General features: G+C 71.9%; 16 protein-coding genes. 8 read left to right on the plus strand and 8 right to left on the minus strand.

The window, feature by feature from the left end; all coding sequences use genetic code 11:
- The first annotated feature begins 32 nt into the window (after positions 1-32).
- The 3 genes from ABD331_RS39885 (at position 33) to ABD331_RS39895 (ending at position 5,633) form a co-directional block, all read left to right on the plus strand.
- Positions 33-785, plus strand: coding sequence for a sporulation protein (locus ABD331_RS39885; RefSeq protein WP_344487245.1), 753 nt, complete (start codon positions 33-35; stop codon positions 783-785).
- A gap of 608 nt (positions 786-1,393) precedes the next feature.
- The gene (locus tag ABD331_RS39890; RefSeq protein WP_344487247.1) at positions 1,394-2,674 is read left to right on the plus strand and encodes a hemolysin family protein; all 1,281 of its coding nucleotides are present in this window, start codon (positions 1,394-1,396) and stop codon (positions 2,672-2,674) included.
- Between the two features lie 82 nt (positions 2,675-2,756).
- The gene (locus ABD331_RS39895; RefSeq protein ID WP_344487249.1) at positions 2,757-5,633 is read left to right on the plus strand and encodes an AfsR/SARP family transcriptional regulator; all 2,877 of its coding nucleotides are present in this window, start codon (positions 2,757-2,759) and stop codon (positions 5,631-5,633) included.
- Positions 5,634-5,841: 208 nt separating this feature from the next.
- Here ABD331_RS39895 and ABD331_RS39900 read toward each other — a convergent pair whose 3' ends face one another.
- The 5 genes from ABD331_RS39900 to ABD331_RS39920 form a co-directional block, all read right to left on the minus strand.
- A complete protein-coding gene (locus ABD331_RS39900) occupies positions 5,842-7,005 on the minus strand; it encodes a hypothetical protein (RefSeq protein WP_344487251.1) in 1,164 nt (387 codons plus the stop codon).
- Positions 7,006-7,039: 34 nt separating this feature from the next.
- Positions 7,040-7,969 (minus strand): hypothetical protein, encoded by a 930-nt coding sequence (locus tag ABD331_RS39905; RefSeq protein ID WP_344487253.1) that lies wholly within the window; start codon positions 7,967-7,969, stop codon positions 7,040-7,042.
- A gap of 113 nt (positions 7,970-8,082) precedes the next feature.
- Positions 8,083-11,238, minus strand: a complete 3,156-nt coding sequence (locus ABD331_RS39910) for an AfsR/SARP family transcriptional regulator (protein ID WP_344487255.1) — start codon at positions 11,236-11,238, stop codon at positions 8,083-8,085.
- Positions 11,239-11,616: 378 nt separating this feature from the next.
- Complete coding sequence (locus tag ABD331_RS39915) at positions 11,617-12,093, minus strand: hypothetical protein (protein WP_344487257.1); 477 nt, start codon at positions 12,091-12,093, stop codon at positions 11,617-11,619.
- A gap of 26 nt (positions 12,094-12,119) precedes the next feature.
- Positions 12,120-12,329 carry a hypothetical protein gene (locus tag ABD331_RS39920; protein ID WP_344487259.1) on the minus strand — a complete coding sequence of 70 codons (210 nt, stop codon included), beginning with the start codon at positions 12,327-12,329 and terminating at the stop codon, positions 12,120-12,122.
- Positions 12,330-12,529: 200 nt separating this feature from the next.
- On the opposite strand from ABD331_RS39920, the gene ABD331_RS39925 reads away from it, so the two are divergent.
- The 3 genes from ABD331_RS39925 to ABD331_RS39935 all read left to right on the plus strand — a co-directional run bounded on the left by ABD331_RS39925 (position 12,530) and on the right by ABD331_RS39935 (position 15,017).
- A complete protein-coding gene (locus tag ABD331_RS39925) occupies positions 12,530-12,763 on the plus strand; it encodes a hypothetical protein (protein ID WP_344487261.1) in 234 nt (77 codons plus the stop codon).
- Positions 12,764-12,871: 108 nt separating this feature from the next.
- Positions 12,872-13,537 carry a maleylpyruvate isomerase family mycothiol-dependent enzyme gene (locus ABD331_RS39930; RefSeq protein ID WP_344487263.1) on the plus strand — a complete coding sequence of 222 codons (666 nt, stop codon included), beginning with the start codon at positions 12,872-12,874 and terminating at the stop codon, positions 13,535-13,537.
- Positions 13,538-13,811: 274 nt separating this feature from the next.
- Complete coding sequence (locus tag ABD331_RS39935; RefSeq protein WP_344487265.1) at positions 13,812-15,017, plus strand: cytochrome P450; 1,206 nt, start codon at positions 13,812-13,814, stop codon at positions 15,015-15,017.
- A gap of 126 nt (positions 15,018-15,143) precedes the next feature.
- Here the strand turns inward: ABD331_RS39935 and ABD331_RS39940 are convergent, their stop codons facing one another.
- Positions 15,144-16,088 (minus strand): SDR family oxidoreductase, encoded by a 945-nt coding sequence (locus ABD331_RS39940; protein WP_344487267.1) that lies wholly within the window; start codon positions 16,086-16,088, stop codon positions 15,144-15,146.
- Between the two features lie 142 nt (positions 16,089-16,230).
- On the opposite strand from ABD331_RS39940, the gene ABD331_RS39945 reads away from it, so the two are divergent.
- Positions 16,231-17,070, plus strand: coding sequence for a helix-turn-helix transcriptional regulator (locus ABD331_RS39945; RefSeq protein ID WP_344487269.1), 840 nt, complete (start codon positions 16,231-16,233; stop codon positions 17,068-17,070).
- Between the two features lie 120 nt (positions 17,071-17,190).
- On the opposite strand, the gene ABD331_RS39950 is transcribed toward ABD331_RS39945, so the two are convergent.
- Positions 17,191-17,691: a cupin domain-containing protein gene (locus tag ABD331_RS39950; RefSeq protein WP_344487271.1), complete on the minus strand. Its 501-nt coding sequence runs from the start codon at positions 17,689-17,691 to the stop codon at positions 17,191-17,193.
- A complete protein-coding gene (locus tag ABD331_RS39955) occupies positions 17,691-18,566 on the minus strand; it encodes a LysR family transcriptional regulator (RefSeq protein ID WP_344487273.1) in 876 nt (291 codons plus the stop codon). Before ABD331_RS39955 ends, ABD331_RS39950 begins: the two co-directional genes overlap by 1 nt.
- 236 nt (positions 18,567-18,802) lie before the next feature.
- Here ABD331_RS39955 and ABD331_RS39960 point away from each other — a divergent pair, with 236 nt between their 5' ends.
- Positions 18,803-19,906, plus strand: coding sequence for an LLM class flavin-dependent oxidoreductase (locus tag ABD331_RS39960; RefSeq protein ID WP_344487275.1), 1,104 nt, complete (start codon positions 18,803-18,805; stop codon positions 19,904-19,906).
- Positions 19,907-19,908: the final 2 nt, after the last annotated feature.

Here is a 19,908-nt window from a genome sequence, read left to right on the forward strand (position 1 = left end):
CGACGATGATCGTTCGAGGGTGCGGCTGACACATGCCATCCACCTTCGGCAGGGAGAACGACGTCGTGGTCTTCAAACGCATGCTGGGCGGCTTCGGCGCGGGCGGCCCTGCGGCGGACACCGTCCTGACCACCCCCCGGATCCAGCCGGGCGGCACGCTGAGCGGCGAGGTGCGCCTGGCCGGCGGCGACTTCGACGCCGAGATCCAGCACATCGCCCTGGAGCTGGTCGCCCAGGTGGAGATCGAGCGCGGCGCCGGGGCGGGGGAGTTCTCCCGCACGCAGGTCGCCGGGCCTTTCGTGCTCAGGCGGGGCGAGAACCGCAGCGTGCTGTTCTCGATCCCGGTGCCCTGGGAGACGCCGATCAGCGAGATCTTCGGCCGGCACCTGCCCGGCATGGCCCTCGGCGTCCGCACCGAGGTGGCCGCCGCCGACGCCGTCCACAGGGGCGAGCCTGACCTGGTCGCGGTGGTGCCGCTGCCGTCCCAGCTACGGGTGCTTCAGGCGTTCCCGCAGCTCGGCTTCCACTTCACGACCGCCGATCTGCAGGCCGGCCACCTGGACGGGGTGCGCCAGGACCTGCCGTTCCACCAGGCGATCGAGCTCGCCCGGGGCCACGGCGCGGTCTGGCTCTCCTTCGTCGCCGGGCCCTACGGGATCGAGGTCGTCGTGGAGGCGGGCAAGCGCGCGGGCCGTTTTTCGGCCGGGCATGACGAGGCGCTGCGTACCGACTGGCCCGGTGAGATCGACCGCTGGCTGGCGGGCCTCACCTGCGGCGACTCCTGACGGGCCGGACGCGTCACCGGGGGCCGAGGGCCCGCTGACCGAGCCGCAGCACTCGATCAGCGGGCGGCCCAAGGGGTCGTCGGCGATCCGTTCGCCGCTGACCAGTGCGGCGAAAAAGATCCTCCCACAGCGGCGCGCCTGCTTTCCCCCGCGCCCGCCGCCCAGCCCGGCCCGCGATGCCTGGAACGCGCCGCGACACGGGCCGGATGCCTGCGCCTGAGCCGCCACACGGGCCGGATGCCTGCGCCTGAGCCGCCACACGGGTCGGCCGTCCGCGCCTGAGCCGCGGCACTGGTTCGGCCGCCTGTGCCTGAGCGCGTTGCCGCGGCCAGGAACTCGTGACGCGGTTCGGGAACGCGAGGGAAGGTTCCCACGTTGTCGCCATAAGACCTGTTGTGGGAGTAGAACGGAGTGCTGGACCCCGTGGAGGAGTGCAGTACCAGGCCGGGCCCCGGCCCGGCGCACCGCCCGCAACACGTGTCCGGACGTCCACGAGCCGCCCGCGCGCGCATCCGCCCCCGGCGGCTCGATCGGGATCCCGCGACGTCCTCTCGCCCTTCCCCTTTCACCGGCCGCCCGGCCGGATCGTTCCAAGGAGCTCTTCTGCCGTGGACGGCTACTGGTTTCAGCTCGCCCTCGTCGTCATCCTCGTCGTACTCAACGCCGTCTTCGCCGGTAGCGAGCTGGCGCTGATCTCGTTGCGGGAGGGCCAGCTACGCCGGCTGGAGCAGCAGAGCGCAGGAGGGAAGGTCCTGGCGCGCCTGGCGCGCGACCCCAACCAGTTCCTGGCCACCATCCAGCTCGTCATCACCCTGTCCGGGTTCCTGGCCTCGGCCACGGCCGCGGTCACCCTGTCCGAGCCGCTGGTGCCCCTGCTCGGCTTCCTCGGCGACGCCGCGGGCCCCGTGGCGATCGTGCTGGTCACCATCGTGCTGACGTTCCTCACCCTCGTCTTCGGCGAGCTCGCGCCCAAGCGGGTGGCCATGCAGCGCGCCGAGACCTGGGCGCTGCTGGTCGCCCGCCCGCTGAGCTTCGTCGCCACCGTCTCCCGCCCCGTCGTGTGGGCGCTGGCCAAGTCCACCGACCTGGCCGTCCGCCTCATGGGCGGCAACCCCGACCAGCACCGCGAGGAGGTGAGCGCCGAGGAGATCCGCGACCTGGTCGCCGCCCACCGCGGCTTCATCGCCGAGCAGCGCCTGATCATCTCCGGCGCGGTCGAGATCAGCGAGCGCGTCCTGCGCGAGGTGCTGGTCTCCCGCAGGGACGTGTTCACCCTGGACGCCGCCACCCCCGTCGAGCAGGCCCGCCAGGCCCTGGCCGCCTCCGGCCACTCCAGGGCGCCGGTGATCCGCGACAACGCGCTGGACGACACCGTCGGCATCGCCAACCTGCGCGACCTGCTCACCGACGCGAGCGCCGTCACCGCCGCCGACGTCGCCCGCCCGCCGCTCCTGCTGCCCGACAGCCTGCCCGTCGCCGCCGCGCTGCGCCGCTTCAAGAGCGAACGCCAGCAGTTCGCCCTCGTCATCGACGAGCACGGCGTCACCGACGGCATCGTCACCCTGGAGGACCTGCTCGAAGAGGTCGTCGGCGAGATCTACGACGAGACCGACCGCGACGTCATCGACCTGACCCGCGACGCGGACGGCAGCATCCTCGTGCCCGGCGGCTTCCCCGTCCACGACCTGCCCGACCTCGACGTCCACCTGGAGAGCCGCCCCGACGGCGACTACACCACCGTCGCCGGCCTCGTCCTGGCCCTGCTCGGCCACGTGCCCACCGCCCCAGGCGAGAGCGTCACGGCGGGGGAGTGGCGCTTCGGCGTGGTGCAGGTCGACCGCCACGCCATCACCCAGGTCCGGATCCAGCAGGCCGCATCGACGCTTTGATCATCCAGCCGCTTGGATCATTCGGCGACGGGGCCGTTAGACTCCTGCCCCTTCGCAGGACGACGGAATGGGACAACTCCGCATGAGCGTGGAGATCAACCTGCTCGGGCCGCTGGAGGTCACGGTGGACGGCGCCCCGGTGCGGCTGGCCGGGGCGCGGCGGGTGGGGGTGCTGGCCCGGCTGGCACTGAGCGCCGGGCAGGTGGTCTCCTCCGAACGGATGGCGGCCGACGTGTGGGACGGCAGCCCCGTGTCCACCGTGGGCAAGCAGCTGCACATCGTCATCTCCAAACTGCGTGAGGCGCTGCCGGGCCACGTCATCGCCACCGTGCCGGGCGGGTACCGGCTGGACCTGCCGCCGGAGAGCCTGGACGTGCACCGCTTCTCCCAGCTCACCCGGCGCGCCCGCGCCACCCGGGACGCCCCCACCGCGATCGGCCTGTACGAGCGGGCGCTGGCGCTGTGGCGCGGCGAGGCGCTGCACGGCATGGGCGAGGTGTGGGCGCGGATCGAGGCGGCGCGGCTGGAGCAGGAACGGCTCACGGTTCTGGAGGACTGCGTGGACCTGCGCCTGTCCACCGGTGATCACCACGCCGTGCTGAGCGAGCTGACCGTGCACGTGGAGGCCCATCCCTTACGTGAACGTCCCCGGGCGCAGCTCATGCTGGCGCTGTACCGGGCGGCCAGGCCCGCCGAGGCGCTGGCGCTCTACCAGGAGACGCGCCGGGCCATGGCCGACGAACTGGGCATCGAGCCGGGGGCCGAGCTGCGCCGGTTGCAGCGGGCGGTGCTGGCCGGGGACCCGGCGCTCGACCTGGCCCCCGATCTCGGCCCCGGCTCCGATTCCGGCCGCAGACCCGCTGACGTACGCGTCGTCCCTGCTGAGCTTCCCGCTGACACGCCCGCCTTCACCGCGCGGACGGCCGAGATCACCTGGCTCGACAAGGTGCTCACCGGCGTCACGCCCGGCTCCCGGGCCCTCTCCGACGCCGCGCCTGTTTCCGGCGCAGCGCCCGGCTCCGTGGCGATCGCCGCGATCGACGGTCCAGGCGGCATCGGGAAGTCCGCCCTGGCGATCCACGCCGCGCACGCCGCCGTGGACCGCTTCCCCGACGGCGCGCTCTACGTAGACCTGCACGGCGCCACGGCAGGCCTGCCCCCGGCGGACCCGCTCCAGGTACTCGGACGGCTGCTGCGGTCGCTGGGCGTCGACGCCGCCGCCGTCCCCTCCACCATGGAGGAGGCGACCGCCAACTACCGCTCCATCACCGCCACCAGGAAAGTGCTGGTCCTGCTCGACAACGCCCTGGATGCGAGCCAGGTCCGCCCCCTCGTCCCCGCCGGCCCCGGCTGCGCCGTCATCGTCACCAGCCGCCGGCGCCTGGCCTCCCTGGACGGCGCGGAACACCTCCACCTGACCGGCCTCGACGACCACGACGCCACCGCGCTGCTGGCCCGCATCACCGGCGGCCGGCGCGTCCAGGCAGAACCGGCGGACGCCGACCGGATCGCCGCCCTCTGCGGCGGCCTGCCGCTCGCCCTGCGCATCTCCGCCGCCCGGCTGGCCGCACGCCCCGACTGGACCCTGTCCTACCTCGCCGGACGGCTCGCGGACGCCACCGGCCGCCTGGACGTCCTGAGCCACGCCGACCTGGCGGTCCGCACCGCCATCGCCGTCAGCCACCACCACCTGCGGGAGGAGCCCGCCGGACAGGACGCCTCCCGGCTGTTCACGCTCCTCGGGCTGCTGGACACGCCCACCCACACCACGGCGGCCACCGCCGCCCTGACCGACTGGCCCGCCCACCGGGCGGAGGCGGCCCTGGACCGGCTGCTGGACGCCCGCCTCCTGGAACCGGCCGGCCTCGACCGCTACCGGATGCACGACCTCATCCGCCTCTACGCCCGCGAGCAGGCCGTCCTCGACCACCCCGAGCCCGAACGCCGCGCCGCCGTCCGCCGGGCGTTCCACCACTACCTGGCCGGCGCCAAGAGCGCCAGCCTGCTGCTCGACCCCTCCTCGGCCCACGCCCTGGCCGACTACGACGGCGACCGTCCCGGCGTGGCGCTCGCCACGGCGCAGGAGGCCGACCTGTGGACGGAGCAGGAGAGCGACAACCTGCTCGCCGCCGCCTACCAGGCCGCCTCCATCCAGGACGACCCCCGGACCGCGATCGGTCTCGCCTGCGCTCTGTACTGGCCCTTCGTCCGCAGGTGCCTGCACCGGGAACTGATCGACCTGCACACCCGTACTCTGGAGATCGCCGTGGCGAGCGGCGACCTCGCCGCCCAAGGGCTGGAGCACCACCTCCTCGGCGACCGCAACCAGGCGATGGGCCGCTTCTCCGTCTCGGCCGAACACCTGGAGCAGGCCCTGGTCTGCTGGAAACAGGCCGACCGGCCACGGCGCATGATGTCGACGTACAATGGCCTCGGCATCACCTACGCCCAGTTGCGCCGATACGACGACGCCCTCGCCGCCATGGAGAACGGCCAGGCCCTCGCCGAAGCCGGCGCGCTCCCGGACCTGCGAGCCATCTTCCTCAGCAACCGCGCGGTGATCTACGACAAGCTGGGCCGGCTGGACGAGGCGATCGCGACCGCGCGAGCCAGCCTGGCCATCTGGCAGGAGCTCGACAACCCGGCCAGGAAGGGGCTCGCCTACGACACGCTGGCCCACGCCCATCGCAGCGCGGGGCAGCTCGGCGAGGCGGAGTCGGCCTACCGGCAGGCCATCACGCTCCAGCAGGAGAGCGGCCATCACTTCGGGGTGGCCACCTCCGCATGGGGGCTCGGCCAGACCTGCCACGACCTGGGGCGTCAGGACGAGGCGTGGACGTGGTGGCGGCGGTCGCTCGACCTCCTGCACGACGTCGGGCTGCTCACCCGGGAGCAGGTGGACCAGCACCTGGCCCAGACCGTGCCCGACACGCCCGCCCCGATCCTCAACGTCCTGTGAGCCGGGATCCGGTCCCCGCACCCCGGGTGCGCGTAGAAGCGTCGTACTGCCCATGCCGCTGGTGCTCCTTGCACAGGTCCGTGGAGGCCTGGGCGCGGGTGGCGCGATGGAGTCCGGCGCCGTCCCCGTCGGCGGGTCGGGCGCCGGACGCAGCGGTGGGTGGGGCGCCGGACGCAGCGGTGAGTCGGGCGCCGGACGCAGGGGTGGGTCAGCCGGTGTAGTCGGTGGTGTGGGTGGTGCCGGACGGCCACAGGTACTTGCCGTGGTCGGCCGTCGAAAAGGCGGTGTTGCCGTCGCCGGCCCGCGCCTGGATCAGGTTGCCCCGCCAGGTGGAGCCGCGAGCGCTGCCGCCCCAGAGGTTGCCGTACAGGAAGCCGTAGAGCTGGCGGAGCTCGGCCGAGAACACGTTCCCTGTCACGGTGATGTTCTCGGCGTTGTCGAGGTCGCCGACGTGCAGGGCGTAGCCCCAGCCGGAGACGTAGTTGTCCGTGATGGAGACGTTCCTGTAGACGCCCGGTCCTTGCAGGGCGAGCGCGTTGGTGTTGCCCAGGGAGGCCAGGGTGTTGTGGTGCACGATCATGTTGCCGCCGTCGCCCTCGCTCTGCGGCCCGATGCCGTCGTGGTGATAGACGTCGTGTGCGGTGTCGGCCATGTCGTGGATGTAGTTGTTCGTCCAGGTCGAGGGGCGATCGGGGAACCCCGTCACCATGATCATCCCGGCGTTGCCCCAGATGTCGTTGTGGTCCATGACGGCGACGGCTTCCTTCATCGTCGTCACGAGCTGCCAGGAGTCCTCGAACGGCGTGCCCGGCTCGGTGGGCGAGGACGACACCGTGCCGTCGTTGCCGGGCGGCAGCTCGTACGAGCTGGGCTTGAACGTCGAGTACAGGAACTTGACGTTCGTGTCCGAGTAGATCTGCACCAGGTTGTCGTTGGGGTTCGTGCCCTCGAACAGGCAGCCCACGAAGGTGAGGTTGTCGCCGTAGATGATCGTCTTCAGGGCGGTGAAGCGGGTGAAGGCGATCACGCTGTTGTCCGGGAACTCGACGCGTAGCGGCTTGTCCGGGCTCATGCCGGCCTCATAGTCGGTGAGCTGCCCCGGGTAGGCGCCCAGCCCGAGGCCGCCCGCGTTGGCGGGGGTGTTGGCGTAGCCGGTGTTGGAGAAGTCCGGCCAGTAGCCGGAGCCGTCGTTGGGCCGCGCGTCAATGGCCGAGACGGGAGCCGCGTCGGCGGCGGCGGCCTGGCCCGTCCGGGTGCCTGGCCCGGCGGCCAGGATCGAGGTGGCGAGGACGGCGGCGGCGCAGACGCCGCCCCATCTGATCAGGCGGCTCACCGGCGAGCGGCGTGGCCGGAACAAGTGCTGGAAGGACATTCTCGTTGGGCTCCCCGAGCGATGGTCGTGCCGATCAGACGACGGTGCGGCCGAACCACACGTTGCGCGCGCGGAAGCGGGTGTCGCCCATGGGCGCGGGCAACTGGTCCTCCCATCCAGGGTCTCCTTCCTCGCTCAGGCCGCTGGCGTAGGAGCCCATCTGCAGGTTGAGAATGAGGTACATGGGCTTGCCGACCCAGCCCACGGCCTTGTGGGACGCCACCCAGCCGTCCTCACCGTCACCGACGTAGTAGTCGAGCAGGACGTCGTTGCCCTGCTTGGTCATCCAGACCCGGTATCTGCGGAACTCGGCGGGGTCGGAGACGGGCACCTGCGTCCGCGTGACCCAGTTGGCGCCGTCCTTCCTCTCTCCCGGCTGCTCGGTTTCGGTGCTGTTCCAGGTGTTGCAGAGGTTGACGGGCCCTTCGTCGGAGGAGAGCCCCACGTACTCCAGGATGTCGGTCTCCGGTGGCCAGGCGCTGACGCCGGTGGTCCAGAAGGCGGGCCAGACGCCCACGCCGGGCTCGACGGAGAACTCGCCGGAGATGTCGTACTCGGGGTACTGGTCGTTGACGATGATCTGCTGCTTGGCGTGGATCGCCCCCGACTTGTACCAGATGGGGCATTCAGGCTTGCTCGGGCTGGTCACCTCGGATTTGGGGAGCCTGGTCGCCGTCATGGTCAGCACACCCCCCGAGAGTGAGAGCTGGCTCGCGTCCATCATGGCGGCGCCGTTGTGGTAGGGGCCCCAGGGGTAGTTGACCTTCCACTGCGTGTTGAAGGCCGTCCAGCTGTTGAAGGACGACGTGTCCGCGAGGTTCTCCCAGGTGTCAGCGCTGCGGGCGGCGCGGCGGGCGGACGCGGCCTGCGCGAGGCCGGGGACGGCGGCCATCCCTAAGGACAGGCCGCCCAGGGCCGCGGCCGAGGTCAGCAGACGACGCCGATTGATGCCTTGCTCCGACATGACTCCCTTTCTTGCCGTACGTGATGCTCGGTGCGAGACCACACGGAAATGATCTTCTGCTGCGCCATACAACGGCCATGGAGACGGCATATGCCAGATGACGACCGAGGACATCACCGTGAAGCCTGCTTCTCACCGGCGGAGTGCCGCTCGATCACCGCGGCGACCTCGGCCGCCTCCGGCGACGAGGTCGCGTCGAGCAGCTCCAGCGCACTCCGCCAGGCATCGAGGGCGGCGGACGTGTCGCCGACGTCATGACGGACGTCGCCGAGCGCGCGCAGCGCGAGGCCGTGGCGGCGCGGCACGCCGATGGCCCGGCAGATCGCCACCACGTCGGCCAGCATCGCGGCGGCCTCCCGGTGGCGGCCCAGCAGGCGCAGCACTCCGGCCTGCTCGAACAGCACCCGGGCCTCGCCGTGGTGATCGCCCAGCTCGCGATTGATGGACAGTGCCTGCCCCAGCAGGTCCTGCGCGGCGGCGAGGTCCTGCTGCTCGCGCCGCGCCATGGCCAACCCCAGGGTCGCGTACGCCGTGCCGCGCGGGAACCCGATCGCGTCGAACCGCTGCTTCGCCAGCCGGAAACAGGTCTCCGCCGCCGCATGACGGCCACGCGCCAGCTCGATCTCGCCCAGGACGATCCGGCTGAACTCGCACGACCGCCCCTTGTCCAGAGTGCAGGCCATCTGCATGGCCCGCCGGATGTACCGGTCGGCCAGTTCCAGCCGTCCGTGCGAGAAGTGCACCCGGCCGATCCCGCGCAGCACGGTCACCTCGGTGCCCCGGTCACCGGCCTGCGCCAGCGGGCCCGCCGCCTGCTCGTAGCAGACCATCGCCTCCTCACCCCGCCCCTGCATGCGGTACAGCTCGGCCAGGTTCACCAGGGCCAGCGCCCGCCCGTGCCGATCACCGGCCCGCTCGAACAGCGCCGCCGCCTCCTCGAAGGCCTCCCGGCAGCGGCTCACCTCGTCCTGGGCGAGATACAGCCTGCCGAGCCCGTTCAGCAGCACCGCCTGGCCACGCGTGTCGCCTGCCGCCCGGGCGTGGCGTAACGCGATGTCGTGGGTGGTGCGCCACTCGTCGTGCAGGCAGCGGGTCTCGAACAGGTGCGTCGCGGTGGAGGCCAGCTCCCAGCACAGCTCCCCGGCGCCCATGGCGGCGCTCTGCCGTACGGCGGCCACGATGCCCGCCCGCTCGGCGTCGGCCCAGCCGAGCGGATCGCCGCCGACGTAACCGTCCAGAACCGGCTCTTCCGGCGACCAGAGCGGGCCGGGGCCGCGCGAGCGGCGGTAGTCGCCGCCGCACAGGTTGATGTGGGCGCGGCGGGTCAGCGTCAGCCAGCCGTGCATGGCGCGGCGCAGCGCGGCGTCCCGCTCGTCGCCGGGCTCCTCGGCCTCGGCGCGCTCGCGGGCGTAGACGCGGGTCAGGTCGTGGAAGCGGTAGCGGACGCGGCCGGTGGGCTCGTCCCTGGTCACATCCAGCAGCCGTACGTCCACGAGCTGCTCCACGACGTCCTCCGCCTCCGTGTAGGGACGGTCGAGCAGCGCGGCGGCCACCCAGGCCGCGAAGTCGGGCACCTCCAGCAAGCCCAGGAGCCGGAACAGCCGTTGCGCCGGGCCGGTCAGCCCCTGGTAGCCGACGGCGAGGCTGGCGCGTACCCCTTGAGAGCCGTGCGAGAGCTGGCCCAGCAGGTCGCGACTGTCGCTCAGCCGCGTCACGAGCTGGGACACCGCCCAGTGCGGACGCGCCGCCAGCCGGGCGCCCGCGATGCGCATCGCCAGCGGCAGCCCGCCGCACAGGCGGATGAGCTGGTCGGTGTCCTCAGGCGCTTCGGCCGCCCGCTCGGCCCCGATCAGGTGCCGCAGCAGGTCGAGCGAGTCGGCGGGCGGCATCACGGGCAGGTCGATCAGGGCGGCGGCGGGCAGCGCGGTCAGCCGGTGCCGCGCCGTGACCAGCACCCCGCACTCCGGCGTGCCCGGCAGCAACGGCCTGACCTGCCCCTCGCCGGCGGCGTCGTCGAGCACCACCAGGTACCGGCCGCCCGCGAGGATGCCCCGATACAGCTCGGCCCGCTCGTCCAGCCCCGCCGGAACCGCCGCGCTGTCCACCCCGAGCGCCCGCAGCGACCGGCCCAGCGCCTCCTCCGGATCGACCGGATGGGCACTGCCGCCCCGCAGGTTCACGTACAGCTGACCGTCGGGGAAGTCGTCCCGCATCCGATGAGCGACATGTACGGCGAGAGCGGACTTCCCGACGCCTCCCTGCCCCGAGATCACGCACAGCGCCAGGGCGGCGGGAGCGCTCCCGGGGCGCAGGGACTCCACCGCCGCCGTCAGCGCGCCCTGCCGTCCGACGAAGTCGGCGATGTCCGGCGGCAACTGGCAGACACCACCCCCACGCCCTGCCGGGGCTTGCGGCTCAACGGTCCCGCCCCGGCCCGGCTCGTCCCGCTCCTCCTGGACGGACTGGACGCCGGGCTCACCTTCCTCAGCCTCATCGTCCGGAAGGGCCCGCCGCGCGAGCGACGCGGGATCGAACGCCGGCACGGTGCCGCCCAGCACGGCGGCGTTGAGCTGCTGCAGCTCCTCGGCCGGCTCCACCCCCAACTCGTCGACCAGCACCGATCGAGCCCGCCGGAAACACTCGAGCGCCTTGTCACGCTGCCCCGACCGCGCGTACGCCAGCATCAGCAGCCGCCACCCGCGCTCGTTCAACGGCTGCTCGGCGAGGAAGACTCGCAGGTCCTCGATCACCTCCTCGGGCCGGCCTAGGGCGAGCTTCGTCTCCGCCCAGTCGAGCCTCGCGGTGGCGAACCGCTCGTTCAGCTCGCTCACCTGGGCGAGCAGCGGCCCCGCCAGCCAGGTGCCCTCCGCCGGCTTCCCCCGCCACAACGCCAGCGCCCTACGGAACTGCAGGTCAGCGGCCTCCAACTCGCCCTGCTGGGTGTGCCCCCTGGCCGCGCCCATCGCCTCCTCGAACTGCAGAAGATCCACTTCCCCGGCGCCCGCCTCCAGGAGGTACCCGACCTCCTTGGTGAGCAGTCGCGCCCCGACCGGCAACGTCCTGCGCAGTTGGGTGATGTAGCTGTGCAGGTTCTTCACAGCCGACAGGGGCGGGTCGTCCCACAACGCCTCCACCAGCCGTTCCCTGGAGACCAGAGTGTTGACGTTGAAGGTCAGGGCGGCCAGCAGCGCGCGTAACTTGCCGCTCAGCCGCACCGGCCGCCCGTCGATGCCGCACAGCTGGATCGGCCCCAGGACTCTGACCATCATGTCCACTACACGCGGTTCCTCTCCAGCGGAGTTTCTTCGTGAGGTGGTCGCCGACTTTCCTCGGTTATCGGCGTGACCGTACCGGACAAGATCGCTGGGGAGGTCGCATTCCAGGTAAGTGAGACCAAGTACGCCACACCGTCTCCACCGGAAGCCGGCCCCCATCCGGGCCGGCCGTTCTTGTCGGTGACGATCCGTCGGGTGACGGATGACGATGTGACGGTTGGATGGATCTGTGGGCTGTTACGAGGAAACGTGGCGGGTGCTGTGCGGGGTCGGGCTGCTCCGCAAGATCTCCATCGCGCCCGACTGGCAGGACTGCGGCCCCTTGGACGATGCGTCAGCGTCCGTGCCCGCACTTCCACCAAGGCGGCGGGTTCACCGGCAGCGGTCGTCCAGGATGCCGCCCGAGTAGGTGCCGCTCACGTCCATGATCACCGGGCCGGTCGCCGTGGTCTCGTCTGTCCGGTCGCCGGGCTTGCCGACCAGGGTCCAGGCCGAGACGGAGATGTCGCCCACCTCTCCGTCAGGGTCTTCGATCTTGGCCTGCTGGTAGTAGCTGAGGACCTCGTGGACGGGCAGGTCGGTGGAGATGGGGACGCGGATGGTGTACCAGCAGTCGCCGGAGTCGCCGCCGCTCGTCTCGGCTTGCGGGGCGAAGGAGCCGAACTCCGCCCCGGCCGGCAGGGGATACTCCTGGATGCGGTCCACCATGCGCGCAAGCCGATAGTCGTTGACCCATCCAGGAGCCATGACGATCGCGCCGAGCAGCACGAACGGCGCCAGCGCCCAGGCGAAACAGCCGAGCCGGCGGGCTCGGGGGGAACGTGCGGGTTCGGGGCGGGGGGCCGACATGGACTACATGATCGCGCACCGCCCGGTCACTTTGCTGCGCCGCAGCGGTCTCCCTTGCAGTAGCCGTTGCTGACGATCAGCTGGCCGCGCAGCACCGTGTAGGCTCCCGCGTCCACGCCGACGACCACCCCCTGGCAGGTGGGGCAGGTCAGGGAGTCGGCCCCCTGAGGGGTGCTCTTGGCGTGATCGTCCACCTTGGTGGGCGGGTCTTGCAGTTCGGCGGGAGAGTTGCTCATGCGACCACTGTGCCGCACGCCACCGACAATAAACGTCGAGGTGATGGACGGCACAGTTCTACGCCGGTCCGGGGGACGAGATCGCCCCGGCGGCGCCTCGGAGGAGGGGCCAGATCGCGGCGCTCATCTGCGCGGGCGGGCAAGGGCATCCGCGCGGGACGTGGCGAGGCTGCGGGCAGATCGGAGGGTCGCATCCGGCCGTGACCGTCATGCTCGGCCGGGTGCGCAGGGCCGCGGCGCTGGAGCCGGGCACGAGCCAGGTGATCCAGCCGGACTGGGTGCCGCCCAACCCGGACGGGGTGCCGCTCAACGACGACGAGGTGATCCGGTTCCACGCCGGCGCGGCCGAGAGCGCCGGGGGCGTGTCGCCGGTGCTGTACAACCCATCGCACGCCAAGACCCAGGTGCCGGCCAGAGTCGTCGGTGAGGTGTGATCCGGGGCCTCGGACGCGGGCCCGGGGTCGCGCATGGTGATGGACCAGCGATGACTTTGTCCCCCGGCGCAAGTCTCATGCCTGAGTGAGAAGGAAAGGCTGTCTGACATGAGCAATCCAGCACAGAAGACGCGCGGTGGTCGCGCGGCCGATTTGTGGCCGATGGTGCACGCCGAGCGAGCGGCCCTGGCGGACGACCTGGCGCAACTGACCGGCGAGCAGTGGGCGACGCCGTCGCTGTGCGCAGGGCTGAGCGTGCGGGAGGTGCTGGCGCACCTCACCGCGGGCGCGAGCCTCAACGGGGTGCGGTGGCTGGCGGGAGTGATCCGTTGCCGGTTCGACTTCGACAAGCAGGTCGCCATGCAACTGGCCGCGCAGCTCGGCGCCACCCCTGCCGAGACGTACGAAAGGTTCCGCCGCGTCGTCGCGAGCACCAGCAAACCGCCGCTCCCGGTCGTGGCGATGCTGGGGGAGACGATCGTGCACGCCGAGGACATCCGCCGACCGCTGGGCATCCGCCACGACTACCCGATCGAGACCGCCACCCGGGTCGCCGAGTACTACCGGGGCTCTGACCTGGTCGTCGCCGCCAAGAAGCGGATCGTCGGCCTGCGGCTCGCCGCCACCGACGGACCCTTCGCGACGGGGTCCGGGCCGCTGGTGTCCGGTACGACCGTGGCGCTGGTGATGGCCATGACCGGGCGCTCGGTCTACTGCGATGAGCTGGACGGTGACGGCGTCGCGACCCTGCACGACCGGCGCGACATGAGATGACCCTTGCGGTGCTCGTCGTCCGAGGCCCCGTGACGCCCGCCCGGGCGCGGGGCCTCGTCCACGGTGGCGGGGAGGTCGGTGATCGGTCCGGGACGCCGGCGCCCGGGCGAATTGATCCACATGACACGACCTCAAATGCGGCGACATGCGCCTCTTCACCACAAGGCTGACCGATATTCACAAGGACAGTAGAGCGTTACTTTCCAGGCGGACGATGCCGGAAGAGGCTGAAGCGGCACGCATCACGTAAGTGAGAATCCCGCAGGAGGATGGCGTGGCGACACCCGCAGCCCCGAACGTCCCGTTCCTCGACGTCCTGGACCCCGCGTTCGACTTCGAGGCCCCGGAGGTCTACGCAGCGCAGGCGGAGAGCTGGTACGCCAACAGCCCCTTCGGCCTGCTCGTGCTCCGCTACGAAGAGGCCAACGACCTGTTGCGCGACCGCAGGCTGACCCACGACGGCCGCCGCTACATGGAGACGCACGGCATCACCGGCGGCCCGATCTACGACTGGTTCGTGCCGATGATCGTCAACCATGACGGCGAAGTGCACCGCCGCCTGCGCGGCCTGATGAACAAGGCGTTCACCGCCCGCCGGATGGCGCTGCTGCGGCCGTTCATCCACGAGCAGGCCGAGCGGCTCACCGGACGCCTGGACGACGGCGGGACGCACGACTTCGTCGCCGAGTTCGGCATCCGGCTGCCGCTCGCCGTCATGTGCCGGCTGCTCGGCGTGCGGCCCGAGGACTACGACCACTTCGGCACCTGGACCGCCGACCTCGGCCTGGTGTTCAGCCTGTCGGGCGGCGGCGACGTGGTGGCCAGGCTGGAGGGCGCGGTCAACGGCCTGAACGACTACGCCGACTACCTGATCGACGACAAGATCGCGCACCCGGGCGACGACCTCAGCTCCGACCTGGTGGAGGCGTACCAGGCGGGCGACGGCCAGGTCAGCCGGGACGAGCTGCGCAACCTGCTGGTCACCCTCGTGTTCGCCGCCCACGACACGACCCGCCACCAGCTCGCCAACGCCATGCTCGCCTTCGCGCAGCACCCCGACCAGTGGACGCTGCTCAGCCGCCGGCCGGAGCTGACGCCGCTGGCCGTCGAGGAGGTGATGCGCTGGCAGCCGTCGTCGGGCAGCGTCTACCGGTTCGCGGCCGAGAGCTTCGAGTACAAGGGGCTCGCGGTGGAGAAGGGGATGTACCTCACGATGTGCGTGAAGGCCGCGCAGCGCGATCCGCGGGCGTACAAGAACGCGGGGCGGTTCGACATCACCGAGGTCAGGGACGTGCCGCCGCTGCAGTTCGGCGCGGGGCCGCACCACTGCCTGGGGGCCGCGCTGGCGCGGGTCGAGGTGGGTGAGGCGTTGTCCGTCCTCGCCGCCCGGCTGGGGCCGCCGTCGGTGGCGGGGCCGGTGACCTGGCCGGGGCCGCTCGGGATCCTGGGCCCGGAGAAGCTGCTGCTGCGCTTCGGCTAATGGGGAGTTACTGGGTCGGCTGATCGGGCAGACGCGCGCCGCCTCGTCCGCGGCTCAGACGGCCGGGATGGTGGTTCTGGTCAGCCGCTCGGAGACCTCCCAGACGCGCGCCGCCTCGTCCGCGGCTCAGACGGCCGGGATGGTGGTTCTGGTCAGCCGTTCGGAGACCTCCCAGACGCGCGCCGCCTCGTCCGCGGCGCGCAGCGGGGCGTACATCCGCTGCTCGGCGGGCGGCCCGCCGAGGTTGCCCGGCCCGCTGGGCCCGTAGAGCACGCCGGGCTTGGCGTCGGGGCCGGTGGCGGCCATGAGCGCGGGCAGTTGCGCCGTCTCGACCGTGCCGAGGAGGACGCCGCGCGCGGACAGCCGGCGGATCAGGCGCACCTGGAGGGTGTCGCGGCTGCGGCCGAGCTCGGGGCGGGCGGCCAGCAGGCTGGTGGGCGCCACGCCGGGGTGGGAGAGGTTGCTGGTGATGCCCCACCCGCGGGCCCTGCTGCGCCGGTCCAGCTCCAGGCCGAACAGCCCGAACGCGATCTTGGACTGGCTGTAGGCGCGCCGCCCGTGGTAGCCGCGCTCCCAGTTCAGGTCGTCCCAGTTGATGGCGCCCTGGCGGGCGGCGATGCTGATCTGCGAGGTGACGCGCGCCCGCCCGGCGCGCAGCAGGGGCAGCAGGTGCCCGACGAGGGCGAAGTGCCCCAGATGGTTGGTGCCGAACTGCACCTCGAACCCGTCGGCGGTGGTCTGCCGGTCGGGCGGGGTCATGACGCCGGCGTTGTTGATGAGGAGGTGGATCGGGCGGCCCTCCGCGCGCAGGTCCGCGCCGAGCGCGGCGACGGAGTCGAGCGAGGACAGGTCGAGCGTGCGCAGCGAGACGTCCGCGCCGGGGACGGCCCGCCTGATCGCGGCGATCGCGGCCTCGCCCTTGCGCGGGTTGCGGACGGGCAGGACGACCTGCGCGCCGGCCGCGGCGAGCCGGGTGGCCATGGCCAAGCCCATCCCGTCGCTCGCGCCGGTGACGACGGCGCGCTTGCCGGACAGGTCGGGAACGGTGATGTCGATGCGGTCGCGGGTCATGGCATCGATCCTCGGGGGGCGGCGCGGACGTATCCAGGACCTCCCGATCCCCCGCTGGCAGGCCGGATGGGTGGATCGGCGGTCCGTGGTTACCACCGTGAGCTGCTGGTAGAAAGGCCGTACCCGAGAAGGAGGAGGTGTCGTGATCGATCGCGCCGGGCTGGCGGAGTTCCTGCGCAACCGCCGGGAGGCTCTGCAACCCGAGGACGTCGGCCTTCCGCGCGGGCAGCGGCGCAGGACCAGCGGGCTGCGGCGCGAGGAGGTGGCGTCGCTGTGCAACATGTCGACCGACTACTACGCCCGCCTCGAACGGGAGCGCGGGCCGCAGCCGTCCAGCCAGATGCTCGCCTCGATCGCGCAGGGGCTGCACCTGTCGCTCGACGAGCGCGACCACCTGTTCCGCCTGGCCGGGCACAACCCGCCGACGCGGGGCGGCTCGGGCGACCACATCACCCCGGGCCTGCTGCGCATCCTCGACCGGCTGAACGACACGCCCGCGGAGATCGTCACCGAGCTGGGCGAGACGCTGCGGCAGACGCCGATGGGCGTCGCGCTCACCGGCGACACCACCCGGTACACCGGGCCTGAGCGCAGCATCGGGTACCGGTGGTTCACCGATCCCGCCGCCCGGCGGCTGTACGCGCCGGAGGAGCACGCGTTCCTCACCCGCATGTACGCCGCCGGGCTGCGCGAGATCGTCACCCTGCGCGGCCCCGGCTCCAGGGCCGCGCGCCTCGCCGACCTGCTCCTGAACGGCAGCGAGGAGTTCCGGCGGGTGTGGAGCGACCACGAGATCGGGATCCGCCCGCACGAGGTCAAGCGCTTCGTGCACCCCGAGGTGGGCGCTCTGGAGCTGACCTGCCAGCGGCTGGTGGACCCGGCCCAGGCGCACTCGCTGCTCGTCTACACCGCCGTTCCCGGCAGTGAGAGCTACGAGAAGCTGCAGGTGCTGTCCGTCATCGGGACGCAGACGTTGCGCTGACCACCCTGAAGTGGTGGGTGCCGGTCGGCCGGTTCGACCGCGTAGCGCGCCCGCACGCCGGTGGGTGAGGTGACCGCGTACCGGGTGGCAGGGCCGATCTCGGACGTCGGCGCTCACGGGTCAGAGCCGGACTTCGGACCAGTCGAGCCCGTCGAGGTTCACCACGATCGCCTCCTGGGTCGTGCGGGCGATGACGACGACGGCCTCGGAGTCAGGGTCGGGGTTCTCCTCGCGGTGCGGGACGAACGGCGGCACGAAGATGTAGTCGCCGGGACTGGTCCGGATCCGGCGCTCTGCCGGCTCGTCGCCCTCCACGTCCAGGAAGACGAAGACGGGGTTGCCGGACACCACGTAGATCGCGGTCTCGGACGCCCCGTGGTGGTGGTTGCCCGACGACGTCGAGGCGGCGACATGCGTCTGGCCCATCCACAGGCTCCGCGCGCCGACCGTCTTGCCGCTGACGGCTTCGAGCCGTTTCATCCCCGAGGTCTGGGACGTCTGGCCGATCAGGCCGCCCGGGGCGACGTGGTGCAGGGTCCGGTGGAACGGGTCGATGTCGCCGGGCACGAGGACGCCGCCGGGCGTGCGGACGTAGCCTCCGTCGGACGGCTGAACAGGCATCAAGCTCCTTTTGCGAGGGTCAGTACCGGGGTCGTCAGAAGGCGGCGGAGCACCTGCGACACGCGCTCGGCGACGGTCGGCGCGACGCCCTGGCGGGCCCACAGCGCCAGCGGCAGGGGCTTCGGCCTCGGCAGGTCGTCGCGCGGCGCGAGGCCCTCCGGCGTCTGCCCGAGCGTGGCCAGCAGCGCCACGCCCGCGCCGGCGCTGACGGCGGCGTGCACGCCGGCGAGCTGGTTGGCCTCGGCGGCGATGGAGACCGGGATCGAGTGGTGCGACAGGGTCACCAGGGCGCGGTCGCGCAGCGCGCACGGGTTGTCGAAGGCGACGACGGGCAGCGGCTCACCCCGCCGGGGCGGCGTCCAGCCGGGGGCGGAGTACCAGGTGAGTGACAGGTCGCCGACCGGGGTGGCGCGCGGGTCGTCGGCGGGCCCGATGAGCAGGGCCAGGTCGATGATGCCCGTCGCGAAGCTCTCGCGCAGCTTGGTCCCGCGGTCGATCCTGAACTTGACGCCGTAGCGGGGCGCGGCCCCGTCGAGGGTGGCCGCCAGGTGCGGCAGCAACTGGGCCGCCGCGTGCTCGGTCGAGCCGATGACGACGGTGCCGCGCGCCTCGTGGTCGAAGCCGCGCAGCGCCTCGTCGTGCAGCGCGAGGATGCCGCGCGCCAGGCTCAGCAGCTTCTCGCCGTCGGCGGTGAAGCGGGAACCGCGGCCGCGCCGCTCCACCAGCGGGCGGCCGATCGCGGTCTCCAGCCGGCGCACGTGCTGGCTGACCGCCCCCTGGCTGAGGTGCAGGGCGTCGGCGGCGCGCTGGAAGCCGCCGGCGTCGGCGACAGCGACGAAGCTGCGCAACGGAGCGATGTCCAGCGTACGGTTCATGCCCGCCATAATACCCATTATCCCTACCAAATGTAAGGGTTTATTAGCCGTCGTGATCGGTTGTGATGAGGAATCGTCGTTGGACACCCCGACCGGCAAGACCGCAGGCTGAGGGGCGTGAACCAGCCAGCCACCATGACCCAGCAGACACGATGTCGCCGACGAAGCAGCGCCTGCCGTCGCGCCGCTCGCCCCAGCTGAGCGGCTCAGTCCACACGTTTCGAAAGGTTCGCACTTTGTCGATCCAGATCCTGGGAATGGTCTCGACCACCTACGGCTCAGAGAGCGCCGGTTGGCGGGGACCCGTCGTCGACCCCGGTTACCTCGCCGACTTCGCCCGCGCCCACGAGGAGGCCGGCTTCGACCGCGCGCTCGTCGCCCACAGCGCCAGCTCGCCCGAGGGCTTCGCCGCGGCCGCCCACGTGCTCTACAACACCGAACGGCTGGGCGTCCTCATCGCCCAGCGGCCCGGCTTCATCCAGCCCACCCTCACCGCGCGCAAGCTCGCGACGCTGGACAACCTCACCGGCGCGGGCCGCGTCGCGATCCACCACATCACCGGCGGCAGCGACACCGACCAGCGGCGCGACGGCGACTTCGCCGACAAGCAGGCCCGCTACCGGCGCACCGCCGAGTTCATCGAGGTGCTGCGGCGCACCCTCACCTCAGGCGAGCCCTTCGACCACGAGGGGGAGTTCTACCGCTACGAGGGCGCGTTCAGCTCGGTCAAGCCGCAGGGGGAGGTGCCGATCTACTTCGGCGGGCAGTCCGACGACGCGATCCGGGTGGGTGGCCGGTGGGCCGACGTCTACGCCCTGTGGGGCGAGCCCCTGGCACAGACACGCGAACGCGTCGACCTGATCCGCGCCGAGGCCGCGCGGCACGGCCGCGAGATCGGCTTCTCCCTGTCCGTACGCCCGATCGTCGCCGAGACGGAGGACGCGGCCTGGGAGAAGGCCGCCGGGATCCGCCGCGCCTTCGAGGACAACCTCGCCCGCAACGGCGGCGGCACGTGGCGGATCGGCCGCGGCGAGAACACGGCGGTCGGCGCCCAGCGGCTGAAGGACGAGGCGGACGAGAAGCTCGTGCACGACGAGCGGCTCTGGTTCGGCGTCACCCAGCTCACCGACGGCGGCGGCAACTCCACCGCCCTGGTCGGCACGCCCCAGCAGGTCGCCGACGCCCTGCTCAAGTACTACGACCTGGGCATCCGCAACTTCCTGATCCGCGGCTTCGACCCGCTGCGTGACGTGCGCGACTGGGGCGAGGAGCTGGTCCCGCTGCTGCGCGCCGGCGCCGCGGCCCGCGAGGAAGCCCTCATCGCCGCGGGTCAAGGGTGATG

Source organism: Nonomuraea monospora (genome assembly GCF_039531895.1).
Lineage (GTDB): Bacteria > Actinomycetota > Actinomycetes > Streptosporangiales > Streptosporangiaceae > Nonomuraea > Nonomuraea monospora.